We start from the raw sequence: 25,948 nt of genomic DNA on the forward strand, positions 1-25,948 counted from the left end.
CCGCTTCCCAGGGAGATGTGCTTACCGTTTTCCTTTGATATAAGGCACACCGTTTGCTTTTGGCGCATCTGCGCGTCCGATAAAGCCGGTTAAGGCTAGAATGGTTAATACGTAAGGGGCAATCAGCATATATACATTCGGTATGTCCTTAAAAAGAGGGAGCAGAGAGCCGATGATGCTTAAGCTTTGGGCGAATCCGAAAAACAGGGCGGCGCCGAGTGCGCCGATTGGATGCCATTTTCCGAATACAAGGGCCGCGAGTGCGATAAACCCTTGCCCGGAAATGGTAGAATGCGTAAAGTCGAGCGCTATCGTTGACGCATATACGCCGCCCCCGAGGCCGCCGAACAATCCGCTGATCATCACGCCGATATAGCGCATTTTGTAGACATTGATCCCCATAGTATCGGCCGCCATCGGATGTTCTCCGACGGAACGAATACGGAGGCCGAACGGCGTTTTAAACAAGATAAACCACGAAATAAAGGCCAGGACAATTGCGAGAATAGACGTATAATAGACATCTGAAAAGAAGATTTTTCCCAATACAGGGATGTCGCTCAAGCCGGGAATACTCGTTTTATAAAAAGGCTCGGGAATTTTGTCTGTTTGCGCTTTTCCGTAAATCAGCTTTACGATAAATAAAGTAGCCCCAAGCGCCAGCATATTAATGGCGACGCCGCTGACTGTCTGATCTGCGCGAAACGATATCGCCGCTGCCGCGTGAATCAGTGAAAACAGCGCGCCGGCTGCCATAGCGGCAATGAGCGAAAGCCAAGGCGCCGCGGCTCCCAATTCAGGACCTAAAAATAAATTGAATAAAACACTGGTGAATGCTCCGATAATCATGAGGCCTTCGAGGCCAATATTGACAACGCCTGATCTCTCGGAAAATACGCCGCCGAGAGCGGTTAAAATAAGCGGGGCTGCGTATACGAGTGTGGCCGGGACAATAATTGATAAAATCTGCAGAACGTCCACTTAGTTCGCCCCCTTTTTCTTCAACTTATCCGCGACAAAACGAATGGCATAGCTTGAAGCAACAAACAGAATGATAATGGCAATCACAATATCGACAACCTCAGAAGGTACGCCTGATTCAATTGGCATATTTAACGCTCCGATTTTGAGGCCGCCAAGCAAAGCTGCCGCAAGCACAACACCGACCGCAGTATTCCCACCCAGGAGAGCGACGGCAATACCGTCAAAGCCGACGCCGGTAAATGCGCCTTTGACAGCTGCGTATTCAAACGTTCCCAGACCTTCCATGGCACCTGCAAGGCCTGCAAAAGCTCCTGAAATGAGCATGGAGGTCATAATATTCTTCCGCACGCTCATACCGGCGTACTGAGACGCGTGCTGATTGAATCCGACTGCCCGAAGCTCAAAGCCTTTCGTTGTTTTGGTAATCATAAACCACATAACAACAGCTGCGAGAAGGGCGATGACAATCCCCCAGTGAAGCCTTGAATAATCCGTAATCTGCTCAAGAAACGGCGAGCGAAGTGAGGCGGATTCGTGAATTTTTTCCGTCTTATCCTGATTGTCTGTCATGACTTTTGAAATCAAATAATTGGTCATATGCAGTGCGATATAATTCATCATAATGGTGACAATGACCTCGTGAACATAGAACCGTGCTTTTAAAAAGCCGGGAATAAATCCCCATAAACCACCTGCTGCAGCCGCTGTGAGCAGTGCAAGCGGCATGTGAATATAAGCCGGTCCGTCAAACGCCGTTCCGACCCAAACCGCAGCTGTCCAGCCCACTAGCAGCTGTCCCTCTACCCCGATATTGAAAAGTCCGGTTCGGAATGCGAAAGCAACAGCTAATCCGGATAAAATATAAGGTGTAATCTGCCGGACGGTTTCCCCGATGTAATAGATTTCTCCAAATATCCCATTCCATAAAGCGGAATAGCCCTTGATTACACTGTATCCGCTCGCAAACATAATAAGTGCGCCAGCCAGCAAGCCGAGCATGATTGCAATGAGCGGCACGAGTAAATGAGAGAGTCGTTTAACCATTTGCTTTCCCCGCTTCCCTTTGCGTGCTTCCCGCCATCAAGAGGCCGAGCTCTTGCTCAGTTGTATCCAGCGGATTAACGCTGGATATAATGCTGCCTTCAAAAATGACGGCGATTCTGTCACTGAGATTCATGACTTCATCAAGCTCAAACGATAAAAGAAGAACGGCTTTTCCGGCATCACGCTGTTCAATGAGTTTTTTATGGACAAATTCAATCGCTCCAACATCAAGACCGCGAGTCGGCTGGGCTGCGATTAACAAGTCAGGGTTTCGGTCAATTTCCCTTCCGATAATTGCTTTTTGCTGGTTTCCGCCTGACAATGCCCGCGCGTGAGTATATTCATCGGGGGTTCTGACATCGTACTCGCTGATCACGCTGCGGGCTTTCTTATACATTTCGCCTTTATGTAAAACACCGAATGCTGAATAAGGCTTTTTGTAATAGCTTTGGAGCACGATATTTTCACCGATCGGAAAATCCAGGACGAGACCGTGTTTGTGGCGGTCCTGCGGAATATGCCCGATTCCGGACTCCGTTACGTTTCTCGGCGTCAGGTTTTGTATCTGTTTTCCGTTTAGGGAAATGGTTCCAGACTCCGTTTTTCGGAGTCCTGTAATCGCTTCAATCAGCTCTGACTGTCCGTTTCCGTCAACGCCGGCTATGCCGACAATTTCTCCGGCATTGACAGAGAGCGACAAATCCTTTACAGCTTCTACTCCGCGAGTATCTTTTACGGTGATTCTGTCAATCGCCAGCACTGCAGATCCCGGCTGAGCCGCTTTTTTTTCTGTTTTGAACGATACCTCGCGGCCGACCATCAGACTGGCGAGCTCGTCTTGATGTGTATCCCGGACATCCAGTGTTTTGATGCCTTTTCCTTTGCGGATAATGGTAACGCGGTCACAAACCTCCATGATTTCTTTCAGTTTATGGGTAATTAAAATAATTGATTTTCCCTCATTGACGAGGTTCTTCATGATTTGAATGAGCTCTTTGATTTCATGAGGCGTCAACACAGCTGTCGGTTCATCAAAAATCAGGATGTCAGCCCCGCGGTAGAGGGTTTTTAATATTTCTGCACGCTGCTGCATGCCGACGGATATGTCTGCTACTTTTGCCTCGGGATTAATTTGAAGTCCGTATCGGTCGGAAATGTCCTGAACCTCTCGGACAGCCCGTTTTCGGTCAATCCGCCCGAGCTTTTTCGGCTCCTTCCCGAGAATAATATTTTCAGCAACTGTAAATGTATCGACAAGCATAAAATGCTGATGCACCATGCCGATTCCGAGATCATTCGCTTTGTTCGGGCTGTTGATGTGCACCTTCTCACCGCGGACCCGAATTTCTCCCTGTTCTGGCTGATACAGCCCGAACAGGACGTTCATCAAAGTTGATTTGCCCGCTCCGTTTTCACCGAGCAGCGCGTGGATTTCGCCTTTTTTGACCTGAAGATTAATGTTGTCATTTGCGATGATACCGGGAAACTCCTTGCGTATATTGAGCATTTCAATGACATATTCCACAGAATTGACCGCTCCTTTTTTTCATGCTTTTAAATTAGAGACTGGCAATAGAAAAGCCCAAGGAAATGTGCAGCTTTGCTCTGAAAGAAAAACAAGGGATAAGGGCTCTTCTCCTTATCCCCGCGATTCTTATTCAGCTTTGAAATTTTTCAGCTCTTTCTCTGTTCCCGGCACTTCTAATCCGCCGATGATTTTTTTCTTCCAATCATCAATCGCTTTGATTACATCATCCGATAGGTTTTGTTTAGAGGAAGAAATGCCGACTCCGTCTTGATCAAGCCCGTATGTAAGCGTTTCTCCGCCGGGGAATTTGCCTTCGCTTGCTTTCTTCGTTAAATCTTCAACTGCTGTATCAACCTTTTTGACCATGGAAGTAAGGGTGACGTTATCGTCTGTTCCTTCTACTTGGCCTTCTGCGTATTGATCTTTATCGACTCCGATCACCCAAACATCACGCTTCGGGTCTTCTTTTTTCAGGTTCTTGGCTTCTGTAAAGACACCTGTGCCGGTGGCGCCTGCGGAGTGGTAAATCACATCAACGCCTGACTTATACATGCTCTCGGCGGTTGCTTTTCCAACGTCCGCTTTATCGAATCCGCCCGCATACTTTACCTGGACAGTTGCGTCAGGTTTTACGACCTGAACCCCTGCACGGAAGCCGACTTCGAATTTTTTGATTAACTCGGATTCCATGCCGCCCACAAATCCGATTTTTCCTGATTTGCTTGTTAAGGCTGCGGCCACTCCGACAAGAAATGAGCCTTCCTGCTCTTTAAACGTAATGCTTGCGACGTTGTCTCTATCGACGACTGCGTCAATAATCGCAAAGTTTGTATTTTTGCGCTGATCGGCAATTTCACTGATTGAATCTTCCATCAAATAGCCGACGCCATAGATCAAGTCGAAATGCTCACGCGCTAATTTATTTAAGTTTGTTGTATAATCTGCATCTGATTTAGATTGCAGGTAGTCGTATCCGTTTTTTCCTTTTTCCAGACCATTATCTTTACCGAAGGCTTGGATGCCTTCCCATGCTGATTGGTTAAAAGATTTGTCATCCACCCCGCCAATGTCGGTGACCATCGCCACACTGAATTTGTTTTTGCCTTCACTGTTACCGCTGCTTTTTTCACTGTTTCCGCACGCTCCTAAAATGGTGCCCGCTGCGATGACAAGTGACATCGCCAATCCGATTTTGCGTTTCTTCAAGATATAACCCCCCAGAAAAATTTGGCCTGAGCTGATCCGGTCAGTCATGGGATGGTTGCCTCACTCAATTCTTAGAATCGGTAAAATTTTCAGATAATAACAATTAGAATGAGCTGAGACAGTTCTGATCTTCCCTTAGTAAGTGTGATGTGGGTGTTTCCTTCGAAAGGCGGGGAAGAGAAGGATGCGGAAGGTGTTCCGGGCGGAAAACCGTGACATCTCTTTCTGAAGTGTGACTTATGACTTAGTCTAGGGATCAACTAACCAATCATAATTTATCATTTTACTTACAAGAAATAAATAGAATTGCGCATAATTTTTTAAAAAATATGTATTTTTAGAATTGTATTTCAAATATGCCAAAAAGTCCTTTATTATTTTTGTATAACTTATTGCCGAAAGGTTCAAGCAGCTTGGCAAGAGATGTGACAGAAAAAAACGCACTGCTCGACATGAACAGTGCGTTTTTTTATAAATATTGCTTAATTCCGTTAAGGTTGCCTGTATTGACATTGTACTGAAACACCGGTCTTCCGATCGTTCCGTACGCCATTTCGACATTCAGAACCTGTATATCCTCAAGAAATTTTAAGTATTTTCGGATGGATACTTGAGATATTTCAGTATGATTCGCCAGGTCCTCTGTCGTAAAGGATTCGTTTTCAAAGGATTGTATGCTGGACCAAATCAGCTTCAGCGTGCTTTTTGTCAGCCCTTTTGGCAGATGCACTTTTTCTGTCGCTTCCTTCTTATGAAACAGTTCCGCGTCCAATTCTTTTTGGCTCATGTTTCGGTGGGTGGAATAGACTTTTTGTTTTCGTCTGTAATCAGAAAGGGCAGTCTGAAAACGTTCAAATTCAAACGGTTTGATTAAGTAATCCACAGCTCCGTAACGAAGTGTTTTTTTGATGACGTCCAGCTCGCTTGCCGCAGAGATGACAATCACGTCAACCGCTTCATTTTGGGCTCTTAATTCCGTCAGCAGCTCAAGCCCGTTTTTACCCGGCATGTAAATATCAAGCAAAATGAGGTCGATGTGATGCTCGCCTAAAATATGCAGAGCGCTTTGAAAGGAAGAGGCGATTCCTTTCAGCTGAAAGCCTTCTATTTGGCTCAAATATCGTTTATTTAATTCACCCACCATGGGGTCATCTTCAACTATTAGTACATTAATCATGGTTTTCCTCCTTCGGTTCGTACGGGATTCGAAGACTGAATGTGGTTCCTTCATTTTTTTCGCTGGTGATAATCATTTGACCCTTCAAATTCTCCATGCTTTGCTGGGTGAAATAAAGGCCGAATCCCCGGTTTTTGCCCTTTGTTGAATAGCCTTGTTCGAATACCTTGACTTGGTCTTCCTCAGACATGCCGGCTCCTGTATCGGTAATTTCGATGTCCAATATTTTGTCATGAAAACGCATGGACATCGTGATTTGTTTTTTCGGCATATTGGCAACAGCATCTAAGGCATTGTTGATCAGATTTCCGATAATCGTAATCAGTTCATGAATGACTGAAGGATCTGCTGCATTTGGAATAACCCCGCTGCATTCAATATCGAGATTTGCGCCCTGCTCTCGTATGTAACTCTGTTTTCCCAACAGAAAACCGGCCAGTACGGAGCTTTTGACATCATTTATGATTTCACTCGTTTCTGATTTTTGCTGAATGGCAATATCTTTAATATAATCTCCAAGATCGTCATACTCTTTCAGCTGGACGAGACCTAATATCACATGCAGTTTGTTCATAAATTCATGAGACTGCGCTCTCAGTGCGTTTGCATACATTTTAACACCGGAAAGCTGTTCAGCTAAATGTTTTACCTCGGTTTTGTCCCGGAATGTCGCAATCGCTCCGACGGTTTGTCCTTTCAGCTGGATGGGCACTTCATTAAATACAAGCTCTAATCCGTTAATGCGCACATCTCTGTCTTGAAGTGGTTTTCTGGTCTCAATGACATTTTTTAGACGGCTTTTTGGCAATATATCATTGACATCCTGATCGACGGGATTTGTTTCTATGCCCATTTTAATGAAAAGACGCTTCGCTTCCGCATTGGCAAGCTTGATTTTGCCGTGCTCATCGACAGCGAGTATGCCTTCTTTCGTTGATTCAAGCATGGCGCTCCGTTCTTGAAGAAGTGTCGCGATTTCATATGGTTCAAGTCCGTACATGATATTTTTCACCGTGCGTGCGACGATAACAGCACCGATGACGCCGACGAATATACTGACGCAAATAATAAAATAGAGCGGCCGTAAGCTGTGGCTGATGACTTCGTCAATTTCATTCACTGTGATGCCGACCGCAACAGCTCCGACTTGTTTTCCATTCTCGGCGTAGACAGGCACAAACGCTCTCTGCGATTTCCCAAGCGTGCCTGAGGCGGTGCTGATATGGACATGTCCTTTTAATACTTCGGCTTCATCCCCGCCGCTGAATTTTTTTCCGATTTTGCTGCGGTCCGGATGAGTTCTGCGAATGCCGTTCATATCCATAACGACGACAAATTCTGTGCCGGTAATTTTCTGGACGTTCAGCGTATAGCTGAGCAGTTCCTTCTGTTTTTTTCCGCTCTCCAAAGCGGAGGCAGTGATCGGTGCGTCGGCAACCATTTCAGCAGTTTGCAGCGCTGTGTCTCTTTCCTGATCACGTATCCTTTTGGAGGTTTGGGCACCAACGGTAATAAAGGTGATGAGCAATGCGATTAACACAACGATACAGACAAATATGGTGAGTCTGGTTTGCAGTTTTAATGTTTTTTTCATATAAAACTTCCTTACGTTTTATGATTCCTGCGTACTACTTTACTCTCAAAATGTCGCTTTGTGAAGATTTGGGACCGTAATTCGTAAAAAGGAGAAAAAATGGAATAATTTATCTTGTCAATGTGTTTTAAGTCCTCCATAATAAATGAGGTAGATTATAGAAAGGGACTTTTTTATATGAAAAATACTTATTTAACAGGATACTTTCCGCTGATTGCGATCCTGCTTTTTAGTTCGTCTTTATCCATTTCAACCTCACTCTATGCATTGAAGATGCTTTCTTCATTTGGAATGTACGATGGAATGCTCGATTACTTCTCAGAGAAAGGAATCAGACTAGCGTTATTTGCGGCTTTTGCCCTTTTATATTTTATGGTTCTGTCCGCTCTGAAATTAATTGCGAATACCGTGACTGAGCTGTCACTGCTGTTTTTCGCAAATGATCCTGAAGGAAACAACCTGAAAACAATCAGAATGGGCTCCATCATTTATTTAGGCGGCGGGATCGTATCCTTTGTGCTATTGCAAAATGTCATCTGGATTGTGATCTGGTTTGCAGTTGTTACACTTGCTTACTTTGTGTTCGTTGTTTACAGGATTTATTCAACACTTTCTATCATGTCATTGGTCGGATTCATTCTAATGGAACTGCTGTTTTGGTTTACATTTGTTATCGGTATTCTGTTCATATTTATCAAGCTTTATAATAGCATAATGGCTAGCTTACCTGTGTAAGCTAGCCATTTTTTCGTTTATGGTAAAAATCTATTTTTTATAGAAGGGGAGGGGAGCATACATTCATTTTTTTTGCCGAACCACTTATAGCGGTTTTTGGCGATAACAGAATAGAGCATATCTCTGAGAGGTTTCGGCACTGCAAGAAACAGGACAAAGAGCCGCCATGGGCCCCGCAGATGCCTGAAAACCTTTATAGCTGCAGTTGACTTAGTGTAAACCTGGCCGTCTTCAATAAAGACAAAGCTGTCAAAATGCTCAGTCGGAAGCCCGCTTTTTTTCAGCAGGCTCTGTCCTGTTTCCGATTGAAGCGATGCAAATGAAATTAAACCGTTTGGATCACGTTTTATGATAAATTGAACGGCTCCGTTGCATAAATTGCACACACCGTCAAACAGCAAGACGCGATTTGGAATTTGTTCTGATGTCACTGCAGATCCCCTCCGATTTTAATAAGCCGCTTGCAGCGTTCCTTTCCAGATGGAAAGCTGAGGGCTGATACTGTGAAGGTATTCAACGCTGCTCGGTGTATCTTTTCCAACCCAGACACCCATTGTGTACGTATCTGTCAGGCCGACGAACCACATATCATGATAATCATTTGAGGTTCCCGTTTTTCCGCCGATATAAGGCGCATTAAAATATGCTTTTTTCCCTGTCCCGCTTTTGACAACGGAAGACATCAGTTTTTTCAGCTGCATGTTTGTGCGGACGCTGAATATTTGTGTTGCTTTGTCATTCCATTTATAAATCGTTTTTCCTTTTAAATCCGTCACTTTTGTAATCGCGTGGCTCGGCGTGTAGCTTCCGCTGTTGCCGAATGTTGTATACGCCTTTGTCATCTCGAGAGGCGTCATGCCGTGTGTAAATCCGCCAAGCGCCGCCGGCAGCAGATAGTCGCTGTTGACAAGCTTTGAAAAATGATACGGTTCAATATAGCTGAAAGCTTTTTGGATGCCTACACGGTCCAGCATTCTGATGGCCGGTGTATTATACGAGTTTTTAAACGCTGTATCGAGCGTCACTGTTCCGTATGTGCGGTTATTGTAGTTTTGCGGACAGTAATCCCTGCTGCAAAATTTGCCGGCATCAATTGTGCTGCTTGCTGTCGCACCTGTCTGTTCAATATAAGGTCCGTAATCGAGAAGCGGCTTAATGGATGACCCCGGCTGTCTGTATGCTTGGTAGGCACGGTTAAAATCATACTTATGATAGTTTTTTCCGCCGGATAGAGCGACAACTTGATGCGTCTGGTGATTAATAACAGCCGCTCCGCCCTGTACGCCCGCATACGGCAGCTTCGAATTCATCTGTGCCACGACTTGATTTTGCATGTACGGATCAAGTGCGGTATAAATTTTTACACCGTCTTTCAGAAGTGTGCTGACTCTAGCGGACAGCTCGTTTTCTATTTTGTCTTTTTGTTTTCCTGACGCTTTTTGAAGACGCTTATCATAACCTTCAGATTCAGACACGAGTTGAGTGAATTCATCATTTACGTAGGAAACGTAGTCTGGAAATTTGTCTTCTTTCTCCTCGACATCCAGTTTGATTTTTTGTTTTACGGCTTTCTTCAGCTCTTTGTCCGTTATAACCCCGGCATTTTTTAACCCTTTAAGTAAGCGTTCTTGACGGCTTTTCGTGTAGTCAAAATGCTTGAGAGGATCATATAATGTAGGGTTATTAGGTATAGCGCAAATAAAAGCCATTTCTCCTAGTGTGAGAGATTTCAGCGGTTTGCTGAAATAAAATTCAGCAGCTGATCCGACGCCATAAACGCCGTTATTAAAATAAATCGTATTTAAGTAGGCTTCAAGAATCTCATTTTTTGTATACTTTTTCTCAAGCTGATAGGAGTACGCGAGCTCAGTCAGTTTGCGGCTGAAAGAGCGCTCGTGGCTCAAATACAAGTTTCTTGTAAGCTGCTGTGTGATGGTGCTGGCCCCTTGGTCAATCTTTTTGTCCTTCACGTTGGAAGCGGCCGCCCGCACCATCCCCATAAAGTCAAAGCCTTTATGTTCGTAAAAATGGCGGTCCTCAGAAGTTAAAAATATCTGTTTGACTTCTTCGGGAATCTTGTTGAAGGGAACCAGCACCCGGTTCTCATCATCGCTGACGATTTCCGAGACCAGAGACCCGTCCCTGTCGTACATGTAGCTGTTTTGAACAAGGCTGATCTCTTTCAAATCAATATTCTTATCAAGCACCTGATCCAGGGACTTCATTTGTTTTACTTCTTTTCCGGAAGCGATAACTGTAAATGCAAACAATGGGATTATGCAAAGGAGCAAAATCCATCCGATAATTTTTCGTAACATGGTCACTCTCTTTTCTCCTAAATTCTAGCCATATCGTACCATTCTTTTGAGTTTACGAGAAGGTTAAATTTAGAAGACTCCTCAATTTTTGCTGAAAATCAGCTTGCTTTGGCATACGATTCTTTTTGGAATTTCTTCATGATCCAAAGCAGGCAGGCTCCTGCGAAAAAGAGAAATGCTGTGACATAAAAGGCTACAGAGATATTGAAGTGACTCGATATAATACCGCCGAGAAGAGGTCCGAGAACGTTTCCTAAAAAGCGAAAGCTGACATTGTAGCCGAGGACTTCTCCTTGGATGGAGCCGGGAGCCTGAACGCGGATTGCCGCTGTGATGCATGGAAGAAGGCCGCCCATCGCCATCCCGAACAAAAACCTGAAAACAAGAAGCACACTGAATGAAGACGCGAGTGCCTGCGGAATAAAAAATAAAGAGGCGGCGATTAAAAGCCCGATTAAGATGCGGCGGTGGCCGTAGCGGTCTCCTAAATCTCCCCATTTTCTTGCCAGCAGCAAACTGCCGAGTCCGGTTGCCGAAAATGCCATGCCGGAGAAAAAGGCCAGATTGGCAGGTCCGTGCAGCTCGTTTACATATAAAGCGAGCAGCGGCTGGATACTGAAATTTCCTGTTTGAATCAGCATAGTTAACAGCATCATGACCCAAAGCGCGGGCTGGTGAAAAATATAGGAGAGCACTTCTTTTCTCGTATAAGACTGACGTTTATTCATCTTCTCTGTGAGCGGCTGTTCTTTGACCCCGAATAACACGAGAAGAACGGCCAAGAAAATCACAAAGGATGTGATAAAAAAGGTATACGTAAAGCCGAAGTGGTCAGCAAGCACGCCTCCCAAAAGCGGGCCGAACAAGCTTCCGGACACTTGCCCCATTTGGAGTGTGCCAAGCGTTTTGCCGGCTGAGCTTTTAGGCGTCTGCGCGGAAATCATTGCAAGGGATGTCGGAATAAATCCGGTTACAAGCCCCATAGCCATACGCAGAAAAAACAATTGATAAACCGATGTGACAAAGCCCATTAATAAAATGCTGACAGCAATACCGATTCCGGTTGTCAAAAGGATTTTCTTGTAACCGCGTTTGTCTCCGAACCGCCCCCAGAACGGGGATACCAAAAAAGCCATTAAAAATGTAATGCCGAACACATAACCGCTCCACCTTTGCACAAAGCCGTTGGAAAAGGTGCTAAGCGTCTCGATATACAAGGAGAGAAAAGGGACGATCATTGTTGTGCTGGCTGATACAAAGAAATTCGCCAGCCACACAATGACAAAGTTTTTCTTGCGGATAGAAATAACATCACCTTCTTATTATTTCGGGTTCCTTACTAATTATAAAGAAACAGTGCACCATTTAAAAGAAACAATGCGGCTGGGAAATTTCATTATTTTTAGAAAATGAAGAAATGAAGAGAAGGAGAATTGATATACTATAAAGATAGCATTCTTCTGATCGGAGGAAAGGTAGGTGTAAAAATAGTGGAGGCAGGCAACTTACTCATTATTGATTTCGAATTTACGATGCCCGAAGGAAAATACAGTCCGCAAAATTTTTTTCCGGAAATCATTGAAGCAGGAATTGTAAAGTCGGTTAATGGTGAAGTAGTTGAGACGTTTTCAAGTTACATTAGGCCGAAAAAATTCCCCAAGCTGACGAAGCGCTGCAAATCATTTTTAAACATTACGCAAAACCAAGTAGATGAGGGGATGAGGTTCGAGGACTTTATCCGTAAATTAAATGAGCTTGACCCTGAAAAAAATTGCACGATCATCACGTGGGGTAACATGGATATGAAAGTGCTGAAGCAAAATTGTATGTTTAACCATATTCCTTTCCCGTTTAAAGGGGAGATGAGAGATTTATCGCTTGAATATAAAAACTTTTTTGGAGACCGGACACTGACCGGCTTGTGGAAGGCTGCGGAAGAGTACGGAGATAAGGGAACCGGCACCCATCATAAGGCGCTTGACGATGCTCTTACAGCCTATAAGCTTTTTAAGCTTGTCGAGCAGGATAAGCAGTACCTAGAAAAACCAAAACCCCCGACAATCGGCGAGAGGATTGATTTATCTGAACTATTCCGGCGCGCAACATAAAAAAACCCAATCTTTCGTCAGACTGGGTTATGACCGGGTAAAGTATTCTTTTTCTAAAACGTCCAGATTGTTCAGGGATCGCTTTGCCCATTGTGAATCATCTCCGGCCAGTTTGGCTCTCAGCTGTGCAACCGCTTCCCGCAAAGACTCGTTATAATCCGGCACTTCACTGTCATAGGGCTTCACCATATGATGAGGGATATTAGTTTGTTCGCCGAAAGCAAGTGCTCTTCTTTCATGGAAAAACGGCACATCTGCCTGTTTTGGATGGTGAAGGTCTCCTTGAGCGGGATGGGTGAGAACCGCCTTAATTTTGACTAAATAATGCTGCGGTCTGCAATCTGTAATTTCTCCTATGTATGTACCTGTTTTGTAAAATCCTTTTACGATAGAGCCTTTCTCAAATGTACTCATCTGTTATCACCTCGCATTCATTCTATAAAAGTTCCAATTGATTTGCTAGTGAGGAAGGTCGGCGGGGAGCTTAATCGTCACAATGGTTCCTCTTTGAAAGCTGCTGCTGAACGAAATGGTTCCGTGGTGATGTTCAATGATGGAAAACGTCACAGTCAGCCCAAGTCCCGTTCCATTCGTTTTTAAAGAATAATAAGGTTCACCCAGCTTCTGCATTTGGTGATCCGTCATGCCAACACCGTTATCTGAGATTTTGATTACAATTATATGGCCGATTTTTTTTGCTGAAACTTGGATAACCCCTTTACCCGTAGGAACAGCTTCAATGCTGTTTTTCATGAGGTTGATTACAGCCTGCTTCAGCTTTGTTGCATCCCCGTATACCAAAAGGTCCGGCTCGGCGTCCGCCTCTACTGTCACAGATTTATAATTGGCATACGAAATCATAAGGGAGCTCGTCTCTTTGATAAGAGAAGATAGATCAAAAATCTCTTTTTCGTACAATTGCTGTTTGGCGATATCAAGATAATTTGTAATAATGCCCTGAGCCCGGTCAAGCTCTGACAGCACAAGCTTTTGATAATCCGCACTGGATTTGTTTTGAAGGGATTCATCATTAAAAAGCAGCTGGACAAATCCCCGGACAACTGTCAGCGGATTTCTTACTTCATGAGCCACACTTGCCGCAAGTTCACTCACAATTTCCATTTTTTCCGAATGGATAAGCTGGGAACGGAGGGCGATATTTTCTGCGATGCTTTCTATCAGATAAATGCTTAAAAGAAGAACGGTGCAGCGGAACAGACCTGAGACAGCTGCCTCATAATATATCATTTCTGAATTTTGAAAATTTAAAATATTCACGGCAGAAAAAACCAAGATGGAGGCGGAAAATAAGAAGATCTCCAAGCAACCGATGAATAAAGACAGCAGCAGTTTTCTCGCTTTGGACATGAATGGCCACTTTTTTTGAAGTAGAGTTGGAATGATGATATGAAAAGGCAGCAAAACGTATACAAAAATGGCGGAAGGCTCAAAAAACAGCAGTTCAAAACATAAGACGGATGCGGCGACTGTTAGCCCGGAAGCAGTGTTTATGTATAATAAACAAATGATGACAGGAATGATTTGAAGGCCATATTGGATGTAGTCCATTTCCTGTATAGGGAATATAATGCATAAAACTGAGGCGCCGCATGCAAATATTGTGACCAATACGTTGTTGATTTTTGGTACAATGATCGACGGTTTTCCAAGCCAAAACACTTGATAAAGAAGAATAGGAAACAAAATAAAGCAGATATGTAGGAGATAGTCTTTTAGAATTTCCATTCGAGTGAAATCCTTTCGTATAAAATATGAATCTATTATAACACTTATCATAAGAAGTAAAATACAAAATTTCTTAATAAAGAACGCCTTTACGAGTGATACGTAAAGGCGTTTGTGACGAATATTTACTCTACCGCTGTTTTTATTCGGCGCAGTCCGTCCTGCAAGGTTGCCAGAGGGCATCCTGCATTCAAACGCATAAATCCTTCTCCGCCAGGGCCGTATTTCGTGCCAGGCTCCAAAATAATTTTCCCTTTGTGCAGCATCTTTTGCTGCAGCTCTGCATCAGACAAGCCATATGCGCGGAAATCGAGCCAGATCAGGTAAGACGCATCAGGCTTCATCATCTTGACATTTGGGAGCTCGCTGGTCAAAAAGGCTGCAGCCTCGTCCATGTTTTTCTCAAGATAAGAAATCAGTTCATCGAGCCATGGCCCGCCTTTTGAGTAAGCGGCTTCGATTGCGCTCACGGCAAACGCGTTTAATCCGCCTAAACCGTTCCGCTGCAGGCTGGCTGAAAATTTGGCGCGCTTCAGCCGGTCTGGAATAATGATTGCTGACGCCTGCAAACCCGCGATATTAAACGTTTTGCTCGGTGCCGCGCAAGTCACAGAAATCTCAGCGAATTCGTCAGAAAGAGAGGCAAACGGCGTATGGTCATTTCCGTACAGCATCAAATCGGAATGAATTTCATCTGAAACGACTGTGACGCCGTGTTCAAGGCATAATTCGCCGAGCTTCAGTAAATCTTCCCGGCCCCATGCCCGCCCTGAAGGATTATGCGGATTGCATAAAATAAACAATTTTACGCTCGGATCACTGATTTTTGTTTTCAAATCTTCAAAATCCATTACATAAGTTCCGTCTTTTTCTTTAAGCGGATTATGTAAAATACGCCGGCCGTTTTTCTCAATCATATGGTAAAAAGGCGTGTAAACAGGGGATTGGACAATCACTTGATCCTTTGGTTCTGTAAAAGCCTGAACCGCCATGCTTAAAGCTGTGACCACCCCGGGACTGAATGTAATGCTTTCCGGGTTCACCTTCCAGCGGTGCCGGTTATGCATCCATGCACACACTGCATCTTTTGTTTTCTGATCTGGCGCTGTATACCCGAAGATCCCTTGTTCTAGGCGCTGTTTTAATGCTTCTGTTATGGCTTCCGGCGCACGAAAATCCATATCCGCCACCCACATCGGGAGTGCGTCTGTCACGCCGAATAATTCGCCGATCTTGTCCCATTTGACGGATTGGGTGCCGAGGCGCTGTTCTTGTTTATCAAAGTTCATTCTGTTTCCACCTCTTATGTATGTTTATTTTTCTTAGCGTAACTATGATAAAATAGATCTGCAAATTTTATTATAAGCGGTGATGAAAATGGAAGAAAGTCAAGCTGTCAGGGAAATGATCAATGTCATTGCCAAATGGGACCCGTTTAAATATGGTGAAGATTTTTATGAAACGGAGGCTGTTGATGTCGTTCAGGCCGTCTATGATGAGGACGATCCTAAAGTGTTAGCGAAAAGCATACAGCATATTTTCGAAGCTTCTTTTGAACAAACACTTCCGATCGACAGCTGCCTGAATGTGGCTGGACAGCTGCTGTTCATTAAAGACAGCAGCTCTTGCACGCCTTGAAAAACCGGTATACAAACCGGTTTTTTTATTCTGTGATAAACTCTGCAATTCGTTCGGAAACGAATTCAGGGCGTTCCTCCGGCACCAAATGGCCTGTTTCCCGCAATGAATACAGTTTGGAATCCGGCAGGTCATGGTGCAGACGTTCGCCGATTTTCACCGGAACCACCTTGTCTTCTTCGCCCCAAATTAATAAGGCGGGTTTGTTCATTTTTTTCAATTCCTCAGACTGTAAATCTCCTTCCCTGTGCCGGATGAATTTTGTCATAGCTTTGAAAATCTGTTCATCTTGAAAAGGTTTGCCGTAGCCGTCAATCATCTCCTCGTCAATCAGCGATTTGTTGTGGACGACATTTAATAAGTTTTTCATCACGCCTTCTTTGGAAAGCCAGCGTTTGATATAAAGATGAAAATATGGGAGGTGAGTCCCGAAAATAATCGTCGGGTGTGAGCGTTTTAAATAACCTGAACTGCAAAGAAGCACAATCTTCGAGAAGAGCTCAGGCTTTAATAGAGCAGCCGACAGCGATATCTGCCCTCCCATCGAATGCCCGACAAGCGCCGCCTGTTTGACTTGCAAGTGCTCGAGGAGTCCGATGATAAGCATTGCGAGGTTTTGATAGGTATATCTAAATGTCCTTGATTTTTCTGATTGGCCGAAAGGAGGCAAATCGAGCGCGATGATGTCATACTGGTCCCGAAGCAAGGGGATTAATTTTCTGAAGCTGAAAGCAGAAGATAAAAAACCGTGTACGCAGACAATTGTTTGTTTGCCCGGGTTTTGATAGTGCTCATAATATACATTTACGCCTCCGACTTTAATACGCCTTATTGGTGTAATCGCCTCCATTTTGCCGTCACTCCCTTCATAGGATGTCCTGTATTATGCCCTGAAATTGTCAGTTCTAGCGGAAGTTTCTCCTCGTTTTTTCTTAGCATTCGTCAAAAAACGTGATATAATGTCATGAAGATTTCTTGACATTGCAAAGGTGTGAAATGAATGAAATTGACCGATAAAGAAACAGAAATATTAGAAATTTTAGACGAAAACAGCCGCGCCGACCTGGAAACAATCGCAAAAATGGCCGGTATCCCTGTAAATGAAGTAAAAGCGATCATTGACAAATTGGAAAAAGAAAAGGTTATTATCGATTATTCCGCTATGATCGACTGGCGGAAAGTGGACGGCCATGAAGGCGTGACTGCCATGATTGATGTTAAAGTCACTCCAAAGCGCGGAGTCGGTTTTGACGAAGTGGCGGAGCGGATTTACCGATTCCAAGAGGTAGAATCAGTCTACCTGATGTCAGGCGTATATGACCTGTCTGTCGTGATCCGCGGCAATTCAATGTCTGACGTTGCGCGTTTTGTATCTGATAAACTGTCAACTCTTGATTCAGTTGTGTCTACGACAACACATTTTATCCTGAAAAAATACAAGCACGACGGCAAAGTATTTGAAACGGGAGACGACGACAAAAGAATCGTGGTGTCACCGTAAATGACTTCTTATTTATCCGATTATGTACAACAAATAAAACCATCCGGCATCCGCAGATTCTTTGATTTGGCGGCAACGATGGAAGGGGTTATTTCTTTAGGAGTCGGAGAACCTGACTTTGTAACGGCTTGGAATGTCCGTGAAGCAAGCATTCTTTCCCTTGAACAAGGGTATACGTCATATACCGCTAATGCCGGTTTATACTCATTGCGAGAGGAAATCAGCCGTTATGTAAGCAGCCGGTTTAATCTTACATACTCACCTGACGATGAACTGATTGTGACGGTAGGGGCGAGCCAGGCTTTGGATATTGCAATCCGCGCCATTGTAAATCCAAGTGAGGAAGTGATTATTCCAGAACCGTGTTTTGTGGCGTATGAATCGCTTGTCTCTTTGACAGGCGGCGTTCCGGTTCATGTCCATACGACGGCTGATAAAGGATTTAAAGCGACGGCTGAGGATTTTGAAGCGGCAGTGACCGAAAAGACAAAGGCTATTCTCATTTGTTCGCCTTCGAATCCGACCGGCTCGGTTTACTCAAAGAAAGAGTTACATGAAATTGCTGAGTTTGCCAAAAAACATGATTTGATTGTACTGGCCGACGAGATTTATGCTGAACTGACATACGATGAGGAATTCACGAGCATAGCAGCGTTACCGGGAATGAAAGAGCGGACAGTTGTCATTTCAGGATTTTCAAAGGCGTTTGCCATGACAGGCTGGAGACTCGGTTTTGCCGCGGCGCCTTCAGAAATTCGCAACGCGATGCTTAAAATCCACCAGTATGCGATGATGTGCGCGCCTGCAATGGCGCAATACGCAGCGCTTGAAGGGTTAAAAAACGGAATAGAAGATGTAGAAAAGATGAAAAAGAGCTACCGAAGAAGACGTAATTTGTTTGTCGAAACGCTTAATGAAATCGGTCTCAGCTGCCACCATCCGAGCGGTGCTTTTTATGCTTTCCCATCCATCAAGAGCACTGGGATGAGCTCAGAACAGTTTGCCGAGGAGCTCCTGCTGCAGGAAAAAGTAGCCGTTGTTCCGGGTAATGTGTTTGGGCCGAGCGGAGAAGGATATATCCGCTGTTCATATGCGACATCAATTGAACAGCTGCAAGAAGCATTGGTCAGAATGAAACGCTTCTTACACAAAACAACATAAAAAAAAGATACGAACTTTTGGTTCGCATCCAATAAAAGGGGGAATACTAGAAAGCCTTTGGTATTTGCAGTATACCCCTCTTTTGATATGCTTAAACCTGATATCATAAAAAAGTTTTCTTTGCGGAAATGAGACATGTATGATATAATTTTAAATTGCGTATAAACTGATATTTAATTTAACTTAGGAGTTGTTATGAATGGCAGCAAAATTTGAAGTGGGCAGTGTTTACACTGGCAAAGTTACAGGATTACAAGCGTATGGTGCGTTTGTTGCATTAGATGAAGAGACTCAAGGTCTGGTACACATTTCTGAAGTAACTCATGGTTTCGTAAAAGACATCAACGAGCACCTTTCTGTTGGTGACGAAGTACAAGTAAAAGTACTAGCTGTTGACGAAGAAAAAGGAAAAATCAGCCTTTCTATTCGTGCGACACAAGCTGCACCTGAGAAAAAAGAAAGCAAACCAAGAAAACCTAAATCAGCACAAGTGAGCGAAGAAGCTTCTGCACCACAAGGTTTCAACACATTAAAAGATAAGCTTGAAGAGTGGATCGAAATGTCCAACCGCAAAGATCTTATCAAAAAGTAAGCATGAAAAAGCACCGGACAGGAATGTTCGGTGCTTTTTTTTATCCTATCGCATTTCAGGCTTCGCTGCTTCTTCTCGTGAAGCTTCTTCGTTTGGCTTAAACAGCAAACCGAGGTTGATTAAGCCGGCGATTCCGACAAGTCCGTAAATGATACGGGAAAGGGCTGACCCTTGGCCGCCAAAGATGGCTGCTACTAAATCAAATTGGAAAAATCCGATCAGTCCCCAGTTAATAGCGCCAATGATCGTTAATACAAGACAAATTCTCTGAATAGTACTCATGTTTACAACCTCCTCCATGAATTATTAAAACAGTTATAGATTGTGACATATTGGAGAATCTATACATGCATTCTCCATATTGTGAGAAGCCGGACGAAACGGCTCAAACTCAGCTTGTATCTGTTCCTTTCCCAGCATCTTGCAAATCAAAACTGCCTGATACGCTGAAAACAGAACGAGCTGATTGCTTTACATGGAGCGCAGGCATTCTGCATAATAAAAATCTAAGGAGGAGATGTCATGCAAAACTTTACATATTGGAACCCGACGAAATTAATTTTCGGCCGCGGCGAAGTTGAAAAACTACCGGAGGAACTGAAACCTTACGGAAAAAATGTATTGTTAGTCTACGGAGGCGGAAGCATTAAACGCAGCGGCCTTTATGACCAAGTGATGGAACAGCTGAATAAAGCCGGTGTCACGGTACATGAATTAGCAGGCGTAGAGCCGAACCCGCGTGTGTCGACTGTTAATAAAGGTGTTGCGATCTGCAAAGAAAACAACATTGATTTCTTATTGGCTGTCGGCGGCGGCAGTGTCATCGACTGTGCAAAGGCGATTGCTGCGGGGGCAAAGTATGATGGTGACGCGTGGGATATCGTAACGAAAAAACACCAGCCGAAGGAAGCTTTACCGTTCGGAACTGTTTTGACTCTCGCTGCAACTGGCTCTGAAATGAACTCAGGTTCAGTTATTACAAACTGGGAAACAAAAGAGAAATATGGCTGGGGAAGCCCGCTCGTGTTCCCTAAGTTCTCTATTTTGGATCCAGTGAACACGTTTACTGTTCCTAAAAATCACACGATCTACGGAATGGTTGATATGATGAGCCACGTGTTTGAGCAATACTTCCACCATGTATCAAACACACCTTACCAGGATCGCATGTGCGAATCGCTCTTACGCACAGTCATCGAAACAGCGCCTAAGCTGATCAATGATCTTGAAAATTACGAACTCCGTGAAACGATTCTTTACACAGGGACAATCGCTTTAAACGGTATGCTGTCAATGGGTGCAAGAGGGGATTGGGCCACTCATAATATAGAACATGCCGTTTCAGCCGTTTACGATATTCCGCATGCCGGCGGACTCGCAATACTCTTCCCGAACTGGATGAGACATACATTGTCAGAAAACCCGGCTCGCATGAAGCAGCTTGCGGTGCGTGTATTTGGTGTAGAAGAAGCTGGAAAATCAGATGAGGAAATTGCGCTGGAAGGTATCGACAAGCTGTCTGCTTTCTGGACAAGCCTCGGCGCTCCAAATCGACTGGCTGATTACGATATCAATGACGAACAGCTCGACACAATTGCCGACAAGGCAATGGCCAACGGTACGTTCGGCCAGTTTAAATCACTACACAAAGAAGATGTACTTGCTATCTTAAAAGCATCTCTATAACAAAAGGGGAAACAGCCGATCAGGCTGCTTCCCTTTTTCTTTGAACTTATGTTAGAATTGTTAACCTGTTTTTTGATACAGGAATATATGGAGGTTTTACAATGGAAAATTTCACTTATTATAACCCGACGAAGCTGATCTTCGGAAAAGGCCAGCTTGAACAATTAAGAAAAGAATTAAAGCAATACGGTAAAAATGTTCTGCTTGTCTACGGAGGCGGAAGCATTAAACGTAATGGCCTTTATGACCAAGTAACAGGCATATTAAAAGAAGAAGGCGCGGCTGTCCATGAACTGTCAGGGGTCGAGCCGAACCCGCGTCTTGCGACTGTGGAAAAAGGCATTGACCTATGCAGACAGCATGATATTGATTTTCTGCTTGCTGTGGGTGGCGGAAGTGTCATTGACTGCACAAAAGCGATTGCTGCGGGAGTGAAATACGACGGAGACGCTTGGGATATTTTCAGCAAGAAAGTAACAGCCGAGGATGCACTGCCGTTTGGTACAGTTCTAACCCTTGCTGCCACAGGTTCTGAAATGAACCCTGACTCTGTGATTACAAACTGGGAAACAAATGAGAAATTTGTATGGGGAAGCAATGTAACTCATCCGCGGTTCTCGATTTTAGACCCTGAAAATACGTTCACAGTGCCTGAAAATCAAACGGTTTACGGCATGGTTGACATGATGAGCCACGTGTTTGAACAATACTTCCATAATGTCGAAAACACACCGCTGCAAGACAGAATGTGCTTTGCCGTTCTGCAGACGGTGATTGAAACAGCTCCAAAACTATTGGAGGATCTGGAAAATTATAAACATCGTGAGACGATTTTATATGCAGGCACTATCGCTCTGAATGGCACGCTTCAAATGGGCTACTTCGGCGACTGGGCTTCTCACACCATGGAGCATGCCGTATCAGCTGTATATGATATTCCGCATGCCGGCGGACTTGCGATCCTGTTCCCGAACTGGATGAGATACACGCTTGATACGAATGTCGGCCGTTTTAAAAACCTCATGCTCAATATGTTTGACATTGATACAGAGGGCAAAACGGATAAAGAAATTGCGCTTGAAGGAATCGACAAGCTGTCTGCGTTCTGGACAAGTCTGGGTGCGCCTTCCCGTCTATCCGACTACGAGATTGGAGAAGAAAAACTGGAACTGATTGCTGATATCGCAGCCAAAGAAATGGAGCACGGCGGCTTCGGCAACTTCCAAAAACTGAACAAAGATGACGTGCTTGCCATCCTTCGCGCGTCACTCTAATGTCAAAGGACGGAATGCAGTCATTCCGTCCTTTCTTCTTGACTTGATTTCACAGATAAGTTCATATAAAGTGAAAGATGAAAACATTATACCGTTATGGAGGGACAAGCAATGACGCATGTACGCTTTGACTACTCAAAAGCGTTGACTTTCTTCAACGAACATGAACTTACATATTTGCGCGACTTTGTAAAAACAGCACACCATAATATTCATGAAAAAACAGGCGCGGGCAGCGATTTTCTAGGCTGGGTGGACCTCCCTGAACATTATGATAAAGAAGAATTTGCGCGTATTAAAAAAAGCGCGGAAAAAATTAAATCTGACTCTGATGTATTGCTTGTTGTCGGTATCGGCGGGTCTTACCTCGGCGCGCGGGCAGCGATTGAAGCGCTTAATCACGCGTTTTACAATACACTGCCAAAAGCAAAACGAGGCAATCCGCAAGTCATTTTTATCGGAAACAACATCAGTTCATCATATATGAGAGATGTCATGGATCTTCTCGAAGATGTTGACTTCTCCATTAACGTGATCTCTAAATCAGGTACAACAACTGAACCTGCAATCGCTTTCCGTATTTTCCGCAAGCTTCTGGAAGAGAAATACGGGAAGGAAGAAGCGAAAGCGCGGATTTACGCGACAACTGATAAAGAGCGCGGCGCGTTAAAAACACTCTCTAACGAAGAAGGCTTCGAATCATTTGTCATTCCTGATGATGTCGGCGGCCGTTATTCTGTCTTAACAGCTGTTGGTCTCCTGCCGATTGCTGTCAGCGGCGTCAACATTGACGACATGATGAAAGGCGCATTTGATGCGAGCAAGGATTTTGCCACATCAGAATTGGAAGAAAACCCTGCATACCAGTATGCGGTCGTTCGCAATGTGCTTTACAATAAAGGCAAAACGATTGAAATGCTTATCAACTATGAGCCAGCGCTTCAATATTTTGCGGAGTGGTGGAAGCAGCTGTTCGGCGAAAGTGAAGGCAAAGACGAGAAGGGCATTTATCCTTCTTCTGCCAACTATTCAACAGACCTTCACTCATTAGGACAGTACGTACAGGAAGGCCGCAGAGACTTGTTCGAAACGGTGCTGAATGTCGAAAAACCTAAACACGAGCTGACAATCGAAGAAGCGGATAGCGACCTTGACGGCTTAAACTATTTAGCCGGAAAAACGGTAGACTTCGTTAACAAAAAAGCATTCCAAGGTACAATGCTAGCTCATACAGACGGAAATGTTCCGAACTTAATCGTCAACATTCCTGAGCTGAATGCATATACTTTTGGATATCTTGTATATTTCTTCGAAAAAGCCTGTGCGATGAGCGGATATCTCCTCGGCGTCAATCCTTTTGACCAGCCAGGAGTAGAAGCATATAAAGTCAATATGTTTGCATTGCTTGGCAAACCTGGCTTTGAAGAGAAAAAGGCTGAGCTTGAAAAACGTCTCGAAGATTAATGTAAGAAAGCTGACTGGCATTTGCCGGTCGGCTTTTTATAAAATCAGAAAGGTGCTGATGTTCATGAAACAAATGGTCAAACATCTCATCATCGCGGGCTTATCGGCAGCTGTTTTAGTTATTCTCATATCCTTTGATGCCGTGAATACAGAGTTTTCTTCCCACCTTGGCGGCACACTCTCACACTTTTTTATCCACACCTTTCTTCTGATCGGGCTTCCGCTTGCCATTTTTACTGATGCAGTGCATCAGATTTTGCAATTGAAGCAATCTCACACCCTTTTAACAAAGTTAGGACTCTATGCGGCTGTTGTATATGTTTCATGGGAATCTGCGGCGGGGATTGCTGCAGCGATAGCTGTTTACTTCTTAATTGAATGCGCTTTCTTTTCGGTTGGCCGGGCAAAGGAAAAAACAATTTCCATGTAATCAGCCTCTGAATGAAGTCTTGTTCGGCAGGACAGGATAAATGAAAAAAGGGGCAGTTTGATGATTACAATACCTTCCGCGATAGATGGGCAGCCTTTTTTGCTTCAGGAGCTGGAACAAGTCATGAAGCCGCTCGGTTATGTGATAAACGGCGGCTGGGAGTACGACCACGGCTATTTTGATTATAAAATTGATGATAAAGATGGATATTTGTTTTTAAGAATTCCCGTCAATGCCATACAAGGCAGTCTTGATGAACGCGGGGCAGCTGTCCGTATCGGAACTCCGTTTATGCTGAGGCAGGTGTTCCAGACAGGCCTTGATGATCATGCTGAAGGAGGGCCGTTTCAATCGCTGTTTAATCAATTTTCTGAACCCGAAAGACGGGACGCGGAGATTGATCCGGCGTATTTGGATATTGGCGCCTCCCTTGTCAAAGAGCTGGAGGATGTTCTGTTGGGTTAAAGCGCAAGGAACTGATCTGTTTCAAGCACTTTATATGAAAGAGGAGGGGTAATCATAGGCCCTTCCTCTTTTTGTATGCCGATAATGGTGGTGTTGTGATCTAGAAAATAAAGGACGCATGTTTTATAAGCGGCGCCCTGCAGCTCAGAAGGAACCGAAATCAGTCGCACTTTTTTATCGAGTGTCAGCTCGATTAAGCTTTGCGGTTTAGACAGCTGCAATTTGACCCGATAATGTTCCAGCATCACGCGGCTTAAGAGCTGGGATGTCCCGATAATTTTATTAGCGCCTGCCCGTTCTGCATTGGTGACAAAGCGATCAGTCAGAATTTCGACAATACAGTAAGCCAGCGGATTCAATCCTTTGACTGATAAAAGAATCAGCACTGACAGCATGTCCGCCTCCGTTTCACTTTTATATTGGTCGGCGGTAACCATAACTGTGTCCGCCTCAGTAATATTGGCTCGTTTCAACGTTTCATCATCTGCGGCGTGTCCGCGTATGAAATGGACATTTTCAATGAGCGGCCCTTCTTTTAACGATTCATCAATCAGAACGACTGTCTTGGAGGGCGCCGCCAGCTGAAGCTCTCTCAAAAGGCGATTTGATTTTTCATTCCAGCCGATAATAATGACATGGCCCCGTCCTTTGTAAGCGACCTTACCCTCTATGTAGCGGTGCTGTTTACTGAAAGCGGCAGCGGATAAGGTGGCAAAGTAAGCAGTGACAAAGCTTGCCCCGATTAATATCAGCAGCATGCCGGCTACTTGACCAAGCGGCGTGTGCGGCACATAATCCCCGTAGCCTACTGTTGAGACGGTAACCACGGCCCACCAAATACCTTCGAAGACAGAAGTAAACTGCTTGGGCTCAAGTAAATAAATGATTTGCCCGAACAAAAGAACTAGAAAAAGAATGATCAGCCCGATTCGGATAAATAACGGCCACCTCAGCCATGAGATAAAAATCCGATTTGACTTCATTCTTTTTCTCCTTCTTCAGATAATGAAATAGATAAAATCTGTTTGATAATTGTGTTCAGCTTCTCATTTAGCTTTTCCTGGCCGTACAGGTCGCGGGCCTGCTTCATGAGATCAGCTGTATCGTCTTCCAGCTGAATAAGGGGTTCATCGATTTCAGATTCATTATAAAACTGGATAAATACGTCCAGTCCTTCATTCATTCGGTCAATCGCTGTACTCAGCTGTTCCTTTTCCTCACTCGTCACTTTCATGTTCATCACACCCGTGCTCTTTTTATAACAGTATGTCCTACTTCCGGCGTTGTTTTTCAAAAA

The 25,948-nt window shown here is 44.3% G+C and carries 28 protein-coding genes; 12 read left to right on the forward strand and 16 right to left on the reverse strand.

Features of this window, described 5'->3' with window-relative positions; genetic code table 11:
* Window positions 1-21: 21 nt before the first annotated feature.
* The 6 genes from nupQ to maeL form a co-directional block, all read right to left on the reverse strand.
* Window positions 22-981 carry a guanosine ABC transporter permease NupQ gene (gene nupQ, locus V6D42_RS19030; protein WP_268504715.1) on the reverse strand — a complete coding sequence of 320 codons (960 nt, stop codon included), beginning with the start codon at window positions 979-981 and terminating at the stop codon, window positions 22-24.
* Window positions 982-2,028 carry an ABC transporter permease gene (locus V6D42_RS19035; protein WP_333514275.1) on the reverse strand — a complete coding sequence of 349 codons (1,047 nt, stop codon included), beginning with the start codon at window positions 2,026-2,028 and terminating at the stop codon, window positions 982-984. It lies immediately after the preceding gene.
* Complete coding sequence (locus tag V6D42_RS19040) at window positions 2,021-3,553, reverse strand: ABC transporter ATP-binding protein (RefSeq protein WP_333514276.1); 1,533 nt, start codon at window positions 3,551-3,553, stop codon at window positions 2,021-2,023. The genes V6D42_RS19035 and V6D42_RS19040 overlap by 8 nt, the downstream gene beginning before the upstream one ends.
* A 129-nt stretch (window positions 3,554-3,682) precedes the next feature.
* A complete protein-coding gene (locus V6D42_RS19045; RefSeq protein WP_333514277.1) occupies window positions 3,683-4,762 on the reverse strand; it encodes a BMP family lipoprotein in 1,080 nt (359 codons plus the stop codon).
* Window positions 4,763-5,231: 469 nt separating this feature from the next.
* Window positions 5,232-5,939 carry a two-component system response regulator MaeM gene (maeM, locus tag V6D42_RS19050; RefSeq protein WP_024122665.1) on the reverse strand — a complete coding sequence of 236 codons (708 nt, stop codon included), beginning with the start codon at window positions 5,937-5,939 and terminating at the stop codon, window positions 5,232-5,234.
* A complete protein-coding gene (maeL, locus tag V6D42_RS19055) occupies window positions 5,932-7,533 on the reverse strand; it encodes a two-component system sensor histidine kinase MaeL (RefSeq protein ID WP_333514278.1) in 1,602 nt (533 codons plus the stop codon). Before maeL ends, maeM begins: the two co-directional genes overlap by 8 nt.
* Window positions 7,534-7,710: 177 nt before the next feature.
* On the opposite strand from maeL, the gene V6D42_RS19060 reads away from it, so the two are divergent.
* On the forward strand, window positions 7,711-8,268 hold the full coding sequence (locus V6D42_RS19060) for a YufK family protein (RefSeq protein WP_268471507.1): 558 nt from the start codon (window positions 7,711-7,713) through the stop codon (window positions 8,266-8,268).
* Window positions 8,269-8,285: 17 nt separating this feature from the next.
* Here the strand turns inward: V6D42_RS19060 and V6D42_RS19065 are convergent, their stop codons facing one another.
* The 3 genes from V6D42_RS19065 to V6D42_RS19075 form a co-directional block, all read right to left on the reverse strand.
* Window positions 8,286-8,699 (reverse strand): thiol-disulfide oxidoreductase DCC family protein, encoded by a 414-nt coding sequence (locus V6D42_RS19065; RefSeq protein WP_333514279.1) that lies wholly within the window; start codon window positions 8,697-8,699, stop codon window positions 8,286-8,288.
* Window positions 8,700-8,717: 18 nt separating this feature from the next.
* The gene (locus tag V6D42_RS19070) at window positions 8,718-10,592 is read right to left on the reverse strand and encodes a transglycosylase domain-containing protein (protein ID WP_168748634.1); all 1,875 of its coding nucleotides are present in this window, start codon (window positions 10,590-10,592) and stop codon (window positions 8,718-8,720) included.
* A 92-nt stretch (window positions 10,593-10,684) separates the two neighbouring features.
* Window positions 10,685-11,893 carry a multidrug efflux MFS transporter gene (locus V6D42_RS19075; RefSeq protein ID WP_442893263.1) on the reverse strand — a complete coding sequence of 403 codons (1,209 nt, stop codon included), beginning with the start codon at window positions 11,891-11,893 and terminating at the stop codon, window positions 10,685-10,687.
* On the opposite strand from V6D42_RS19075, the gene V6D42_RS19080 reads away from it, so the two are divergent.
* Together V6D42_RS19080 and kapD are read left to right on the forward strand one after the other, a co-directional pair.
* Complete coding sequence (locus tag V6D42_RS19080; protein ID WP_333514317.1) at window positions 11,796-11,999, forward strand: hypothetical protein; 204 nt, start codon at window positions 11,796-11,798, stop codon at window positions 11,997-11,999. The genes V6D42_RS19075 and V6D42_RS19080 overlap by 98 nt on opposite strands.
* A gap of 77 nt (window positions 12,000-12,076) precedes the next feature.
* Window positions 12,077-12,694: a 3'-5' exonuclease KapD gene (kapD, locus tag V6D42_RS19085; protein ID WP_010331666.1), complete on the forward strand. Its 618-nt coding sequence runs from the start codon at window positions 12,077-12,079 to the stop codon at window positions 12,692-12,694.
* 27 nt (window positions 12,695-12,721) lie between these two features.
* Here kapD and V6D42_RS19090 read toward each other — a convergent pair whose 3' ends face one another.
* The 3 genes from V6D42_RS19090 to V6D42_RS19100 form a co-directional block, all read right to left on the reverse strand.
* Window positions 12,722-13,108 carry a kinase-associated lipoprotein B gene (locus V6D42_RS19090; protein WP_333514281.1) on the reverse strand — a complete coding sequence of 129 codons (387 nt, stop codon included), beginning with the start codon at window positions 13,106-13,108 and terminating at the stop codon, window positions 12,722-12,724.
* 45 nt (window positions 13,109-13,153) lie between these two features.
* Entirely contained in the window at window positions 13,154-14,440 is a 1,287-nt protein-coding gene (locus tag V6D42_RS19095) for a HAMP domain-containing sensor histidine kinase (RefSeq protein ID WP_333514282.1), read from the reverse strand.
* Window positions 14,441-14,565: 125 nt separating this feature from the next.
* Window positions 14,566-15,729 carry a MalY/PatB family protein gene (locus tag V6D42_RS19100; protein ID WP_333514283.1) on the reverse strand — a complete coding sequence of 388 codons (1,164 nt, stop codon included), beginning with the start codon at window positions 15,727-15,729 and terminating at the stop codon, window positions 14,566-14,568.
* An 88-nt stretch (window positions 15,730-15,817) separates the two neighbouring features.
* On the opposite strand from V6D42_RS19100, the gene V6D42_RS19105 reads away from it, so the two are divergent.
* A complete protein-coding gene (locus V6D42_RS19105) occupies window positions 15,818-16,078 on the forward strand; it encodes a YugE family protein (protein WP_010331662.1) in 261 nt (86 codons plus the stop codon).
* A gap of 25 nt (window positions 16,079-16,103) precedes the next feature.
* Here the strand turns inward: V6D42_RS19105 and V6D42_RS19110 are convergent, their stop codons facing one another.
* The gene (locus V6D42_RS19110; protein WP_333514284.1) at window positions 16,104-16,928 is read right to left on the reverse strand and encodes an alpha/beta fold hydrolase; all 825 of its coding nucleotides are present in this window, start codon (window positions 16,926-16,928) and stop codon (window positions 16,104-16,106) included.
* A gap of 150 nt (window positions 16,929-17,078) precedes the next feature.
* Between V6D42_RS19110 and V6D42_RS19115 the strand changes: the two genes are divergently transcribed.
* From V6D42_RS19115 to yugI, 3 genes are all read left to right on the forward strand, one after another.
* Window positions 17,079-17,579 (forward strand): Lrp/AsnC family transcriptional regulator, encoded by a 501-nt coding sequence (locus V6D42_RS19115; protein ID WP_010331660.1) that lies wholly within the window; start codon window positions 17,079-17,081, stop codon window positions 17,577-17,579.
* The gene (locus V6D42_RS19120) at window positions 17,580-18,740 is read left to right on the forward strand and encodes an aminotransferase (RefSeq protein WP_326218254.1); all 1,161 of its coding nucleotides are present in this window, start codon (window positions 17,580-17,582) and stop codon (window positions 18,738-18,740) included. It abuts the gene before it with no gap.
* A gap of 199 nt (window positions 18,741-18,939) precedes the next feature.
* A complete protein-coding gene (gene yugI, locus V6D42_RS19125; RefSeq protein ID WP_010331658.1) occupies window positions 18,940-19,332 on the forward strand; it encodes a S1 domain-containing post-transcriptional regulator GSP13 in 393 nt (130 codons plus the stop codon).
* Between the two features lie 45 nt (window positions 19,333-19,377).
* Here the strand turns inward: yugI and V6D42_RS19130 are convergent, their stop codons facing one another.
* Window positions 19,378-19,614 (reverse strand): DUF378 domain-containing protein, encoded by a 237-nt coding sequence (locus tag V6D42_RS19130; RefSeq protein WP_010331657.1) that lies wholly within the window; start codon window positions 19,612-19,614, stop codon window positions 19,378-19,380.
* 240 nt (window positions 19,615-19,854) lie between these two features.
* On the opposite strand from V6D42_RS19130, the gene V6D42_RS19135 reads away from it, so the two are divergent.
* From V6D42_RS19135 to V6D42_RS19155, 5 genes are all read left to right on the forward strand, one after another.
* Window positions 19,855-21,018, forward strand: a complete 1,164-nt coding sequence (locus V6D42_RS19135) for an iron-containing alcohol dehydrogenase (RefSeq protein ID WP_010331656.1) — start codon at window positions 19,855-19,857, stop codon at window positions 21,016-21,018.
* Window positions 21,019-21,119: 101 nt separating this feature from the next.
* Window positions 21,120-22,292: an iron-containing alcohol dehydrogenase gene (locus V6D42_RS19140; protein WP_333514285.1), complete on the forward strand. Its 1,173-nt coding sequence runs from the start codon at window positions 21,120-21,122 to the stop codon at window positions 22,290-22,292.
* 111 nt (window positions 22,293-22,403) lie between these two features.
* The gene (locus V6D42_RS19145; protein WP_010331654.1) at window positions 22,404-23,756 is read left to right on the forward strand and encodes a glucose-6-phosphate isomerase; all 1,353 of its coding nucleotides are present in this window, start codon (window positions 22,404-22,406) and stop codon (window positions 23,754-23,756) included.
* A gap of 58 nt (window positions 23,757-23,814) precedes the next feature.
* Entirely contained in the window at window positions 23,815-24,186 is a 372-nt protein-coding gene (locus V6D42_RS19150) for a hypothetical protein (protein WP_333514318.1), read from the forward strand.
* 60 nt (window positions 24,187-24,246) lie between these two features.
* The gene (locus V6D42_RS19155) at window positions 24,247-24,651 is read left to right on the forward strand and encodes a YugN-like family protein (protein ID WP_101864151.1); all 405 of its coding nucleotides are present in this window, start codon (window positions 24,247-24,249) and stop codon (window positions 24,649-24,651) included.
* Here V6D42_RS19155 and V6D42_RS19160 read toward each other — a convergent pair.
* Entirely contained in the window at window positions 24,648-25,634 is a 987-nt protein-coding gene (locus tag V6D42_RS19160) for a potassium channel family protein (protein ID WP_333514286.1), read from the reverse strand. The genes V6D42_RS19155 and V6D42_RS19160 overlap by 4 nt on opposite strands.
* On the reverse strand, window positions 25,631-25,885 hold the full coding sequence (locus V6D42_RS19165; RefSeq protein ID WP_024122645.1) for a protein mistic: 255 nt from the start codon (window positions 25,883-25,885) through the stop codon (window positions 25,631-25,633). The genes V6D42_RS19160 and V6D42_RS19165 overlap by 4 nt, the downstream gene beginning before the upstream one ends.
* Window positions 25,886-25,948: the final 63 nt, after the last annotated feature.

This window comes from Bacillus sp. 0909A (assembly GCF_036765115.1).
In the GTDB taxonomy this organism is placed as follows: domain Bacteria; phylum Bacillota; class Bacilli; order Bacillales; family Bacillaceae; genus Bacillus; species Bacillus mojavensis.

Excerpts from the sequence above, each read along its gene's own strand:
- V6D42_RS19035 (WP_333514275.1), bottom strand. The coding sequence starts at position 2,028 with ATGGTTAAACGACTCTCTCATTTACTCGTGCCGCTCATTGCAATCATG.
- V6D42_RS19095 (WP_333514282.1), bottom strand. The coding sequence starts at position 14,440 with ATGGAAATTCTAAAAGACTATCTCCTACATATCTGCTTTATTTTGTTT.
- V6D42_RS19160 (WP_333514286.1), bottom strand. The coding sequence starts at position 25,634 with ATGAAGTCAAATCGGATTTTTATCTCATGGCTGAGGTGGCCGTTATTT.
- V6D42_RS19150 (WP_333514318.1), top strand. The coding sequence starts at position 23,815 with ATGTTCATGAAACAAATGGTCAAACATCTCATCATCGCGGGCTTATCG.
- V6D42_RS19120 (WP_326218254.1), top strand. The coding sequence starts at position 17,580 with ATGACTTCTTATTTATCCGATTATGTACAACAAATAAAACCATCCGGC.
- maeM (WP_024122665.1), bottom strand. The coding sequence starts at position 5,939 with ATGATTAATGTACTAATAGTTGAAGATGACCCCATGGTGGGTGAATTA.
- V6D42_RS19060 (WP_268471507.1), top strand. The coding sequence starts at position 7,711 with ATGAAAAATACTTATTTAACAGGATACTTTCCGCTGATTGCGATCCTG.
- V6D42_RS19130 (WP_010331657.1), bottom strand. The coding sequence starts at position 19,614 with ATGAGTACTATTCAGAGAATTTGTCTTGTATTAACGATCATTGGCGCT.
- V6D42_RS19105 (WP_010331662.1), top strand. The coding sequence starts at position 15,818 with ATGGAAGAAAGTCAAGCTGTCAGGGAAATGATCAATGTCATTGCCAAA.
- V6D42_RS19165 (WP_024122645.1), bottom strand. The coding sequence starts at position 25,885 with ATGAAAGTGACGAGTGAGGAAAAGGAACAGCTGAGTACAGCGATTGAC.
- V6D42_RS19140 (WP_333514285.1), top strand. The coding sequence starts at position 21,120 with ATGGAAAATTTCACTTATTATAACCCGACGAAGCTGATCTTCGGAAAA.
- V6D42_RS19110 (WP_333514284.1), bottom strand. The coding sequence starts at position 16,928 with ATGGAGGCGATTACACCAATAAGGCGTATTAAAGTCGGAGGCGTAAAT.
- V6D42_RS19155 (WP_101864151.1), top strand. The coding sequence starts at position 24,247 with ATGATTACAATACCTTCCGCGATAGATGGGCAGCCTTTTTTGCTTCAG.
- V6D42_RS19135 (WP_010331656.1), top strand. The coding sequence starts at position 19,855 with ATGCAAAACTTTACATATTGGAACCCGACGAAATTAATTTTCGGCCGC.
- yugI (WP_010331658.1), top strand. The coding sequence starts at position 18,940 with ATGGCAGCAAAATTTGAAGTGGGCAGTGTTTACACTGGCAAAGTTACA.
- maeL (WP_333514278.1), bottom strand. The coding sequence starts at position 7,533 with ATGAAAAAAACATTAAAACTGCAAACCAGACTCACCATATTTGTCTGT.
- V6D42_RS19115 (WP_010331660.1), top strand. The coding sequence starts at position 17,079 with ATGAAATTGACCGATAAAGAAACAGAAATATTAGAAATTTTAGACGAA.
- V6D42_RS19090 (WP_333514281.1), bottom strand. The coding sequence starts at position 13,108 with ATGAGTACATTTGAGAAAGGCTCTATCGTAAAAGGATTTTACAAAACA.
- V6D42_RS19145 (WP_010331654.1), top strand. The coding sequence starts at position 22,404 with ATGACGCATGTACGCTTTGACTACTCAAAAGCGTTGACTTTCTTCAAC.
- V6D42_RS19100 (WP_333514283.1), bottom strand. The coding sequence starts at position 15,729 with ATGAACTTTGATAAACAAGAACAGCGCCTCGGCACCCAATCCGTCAAA.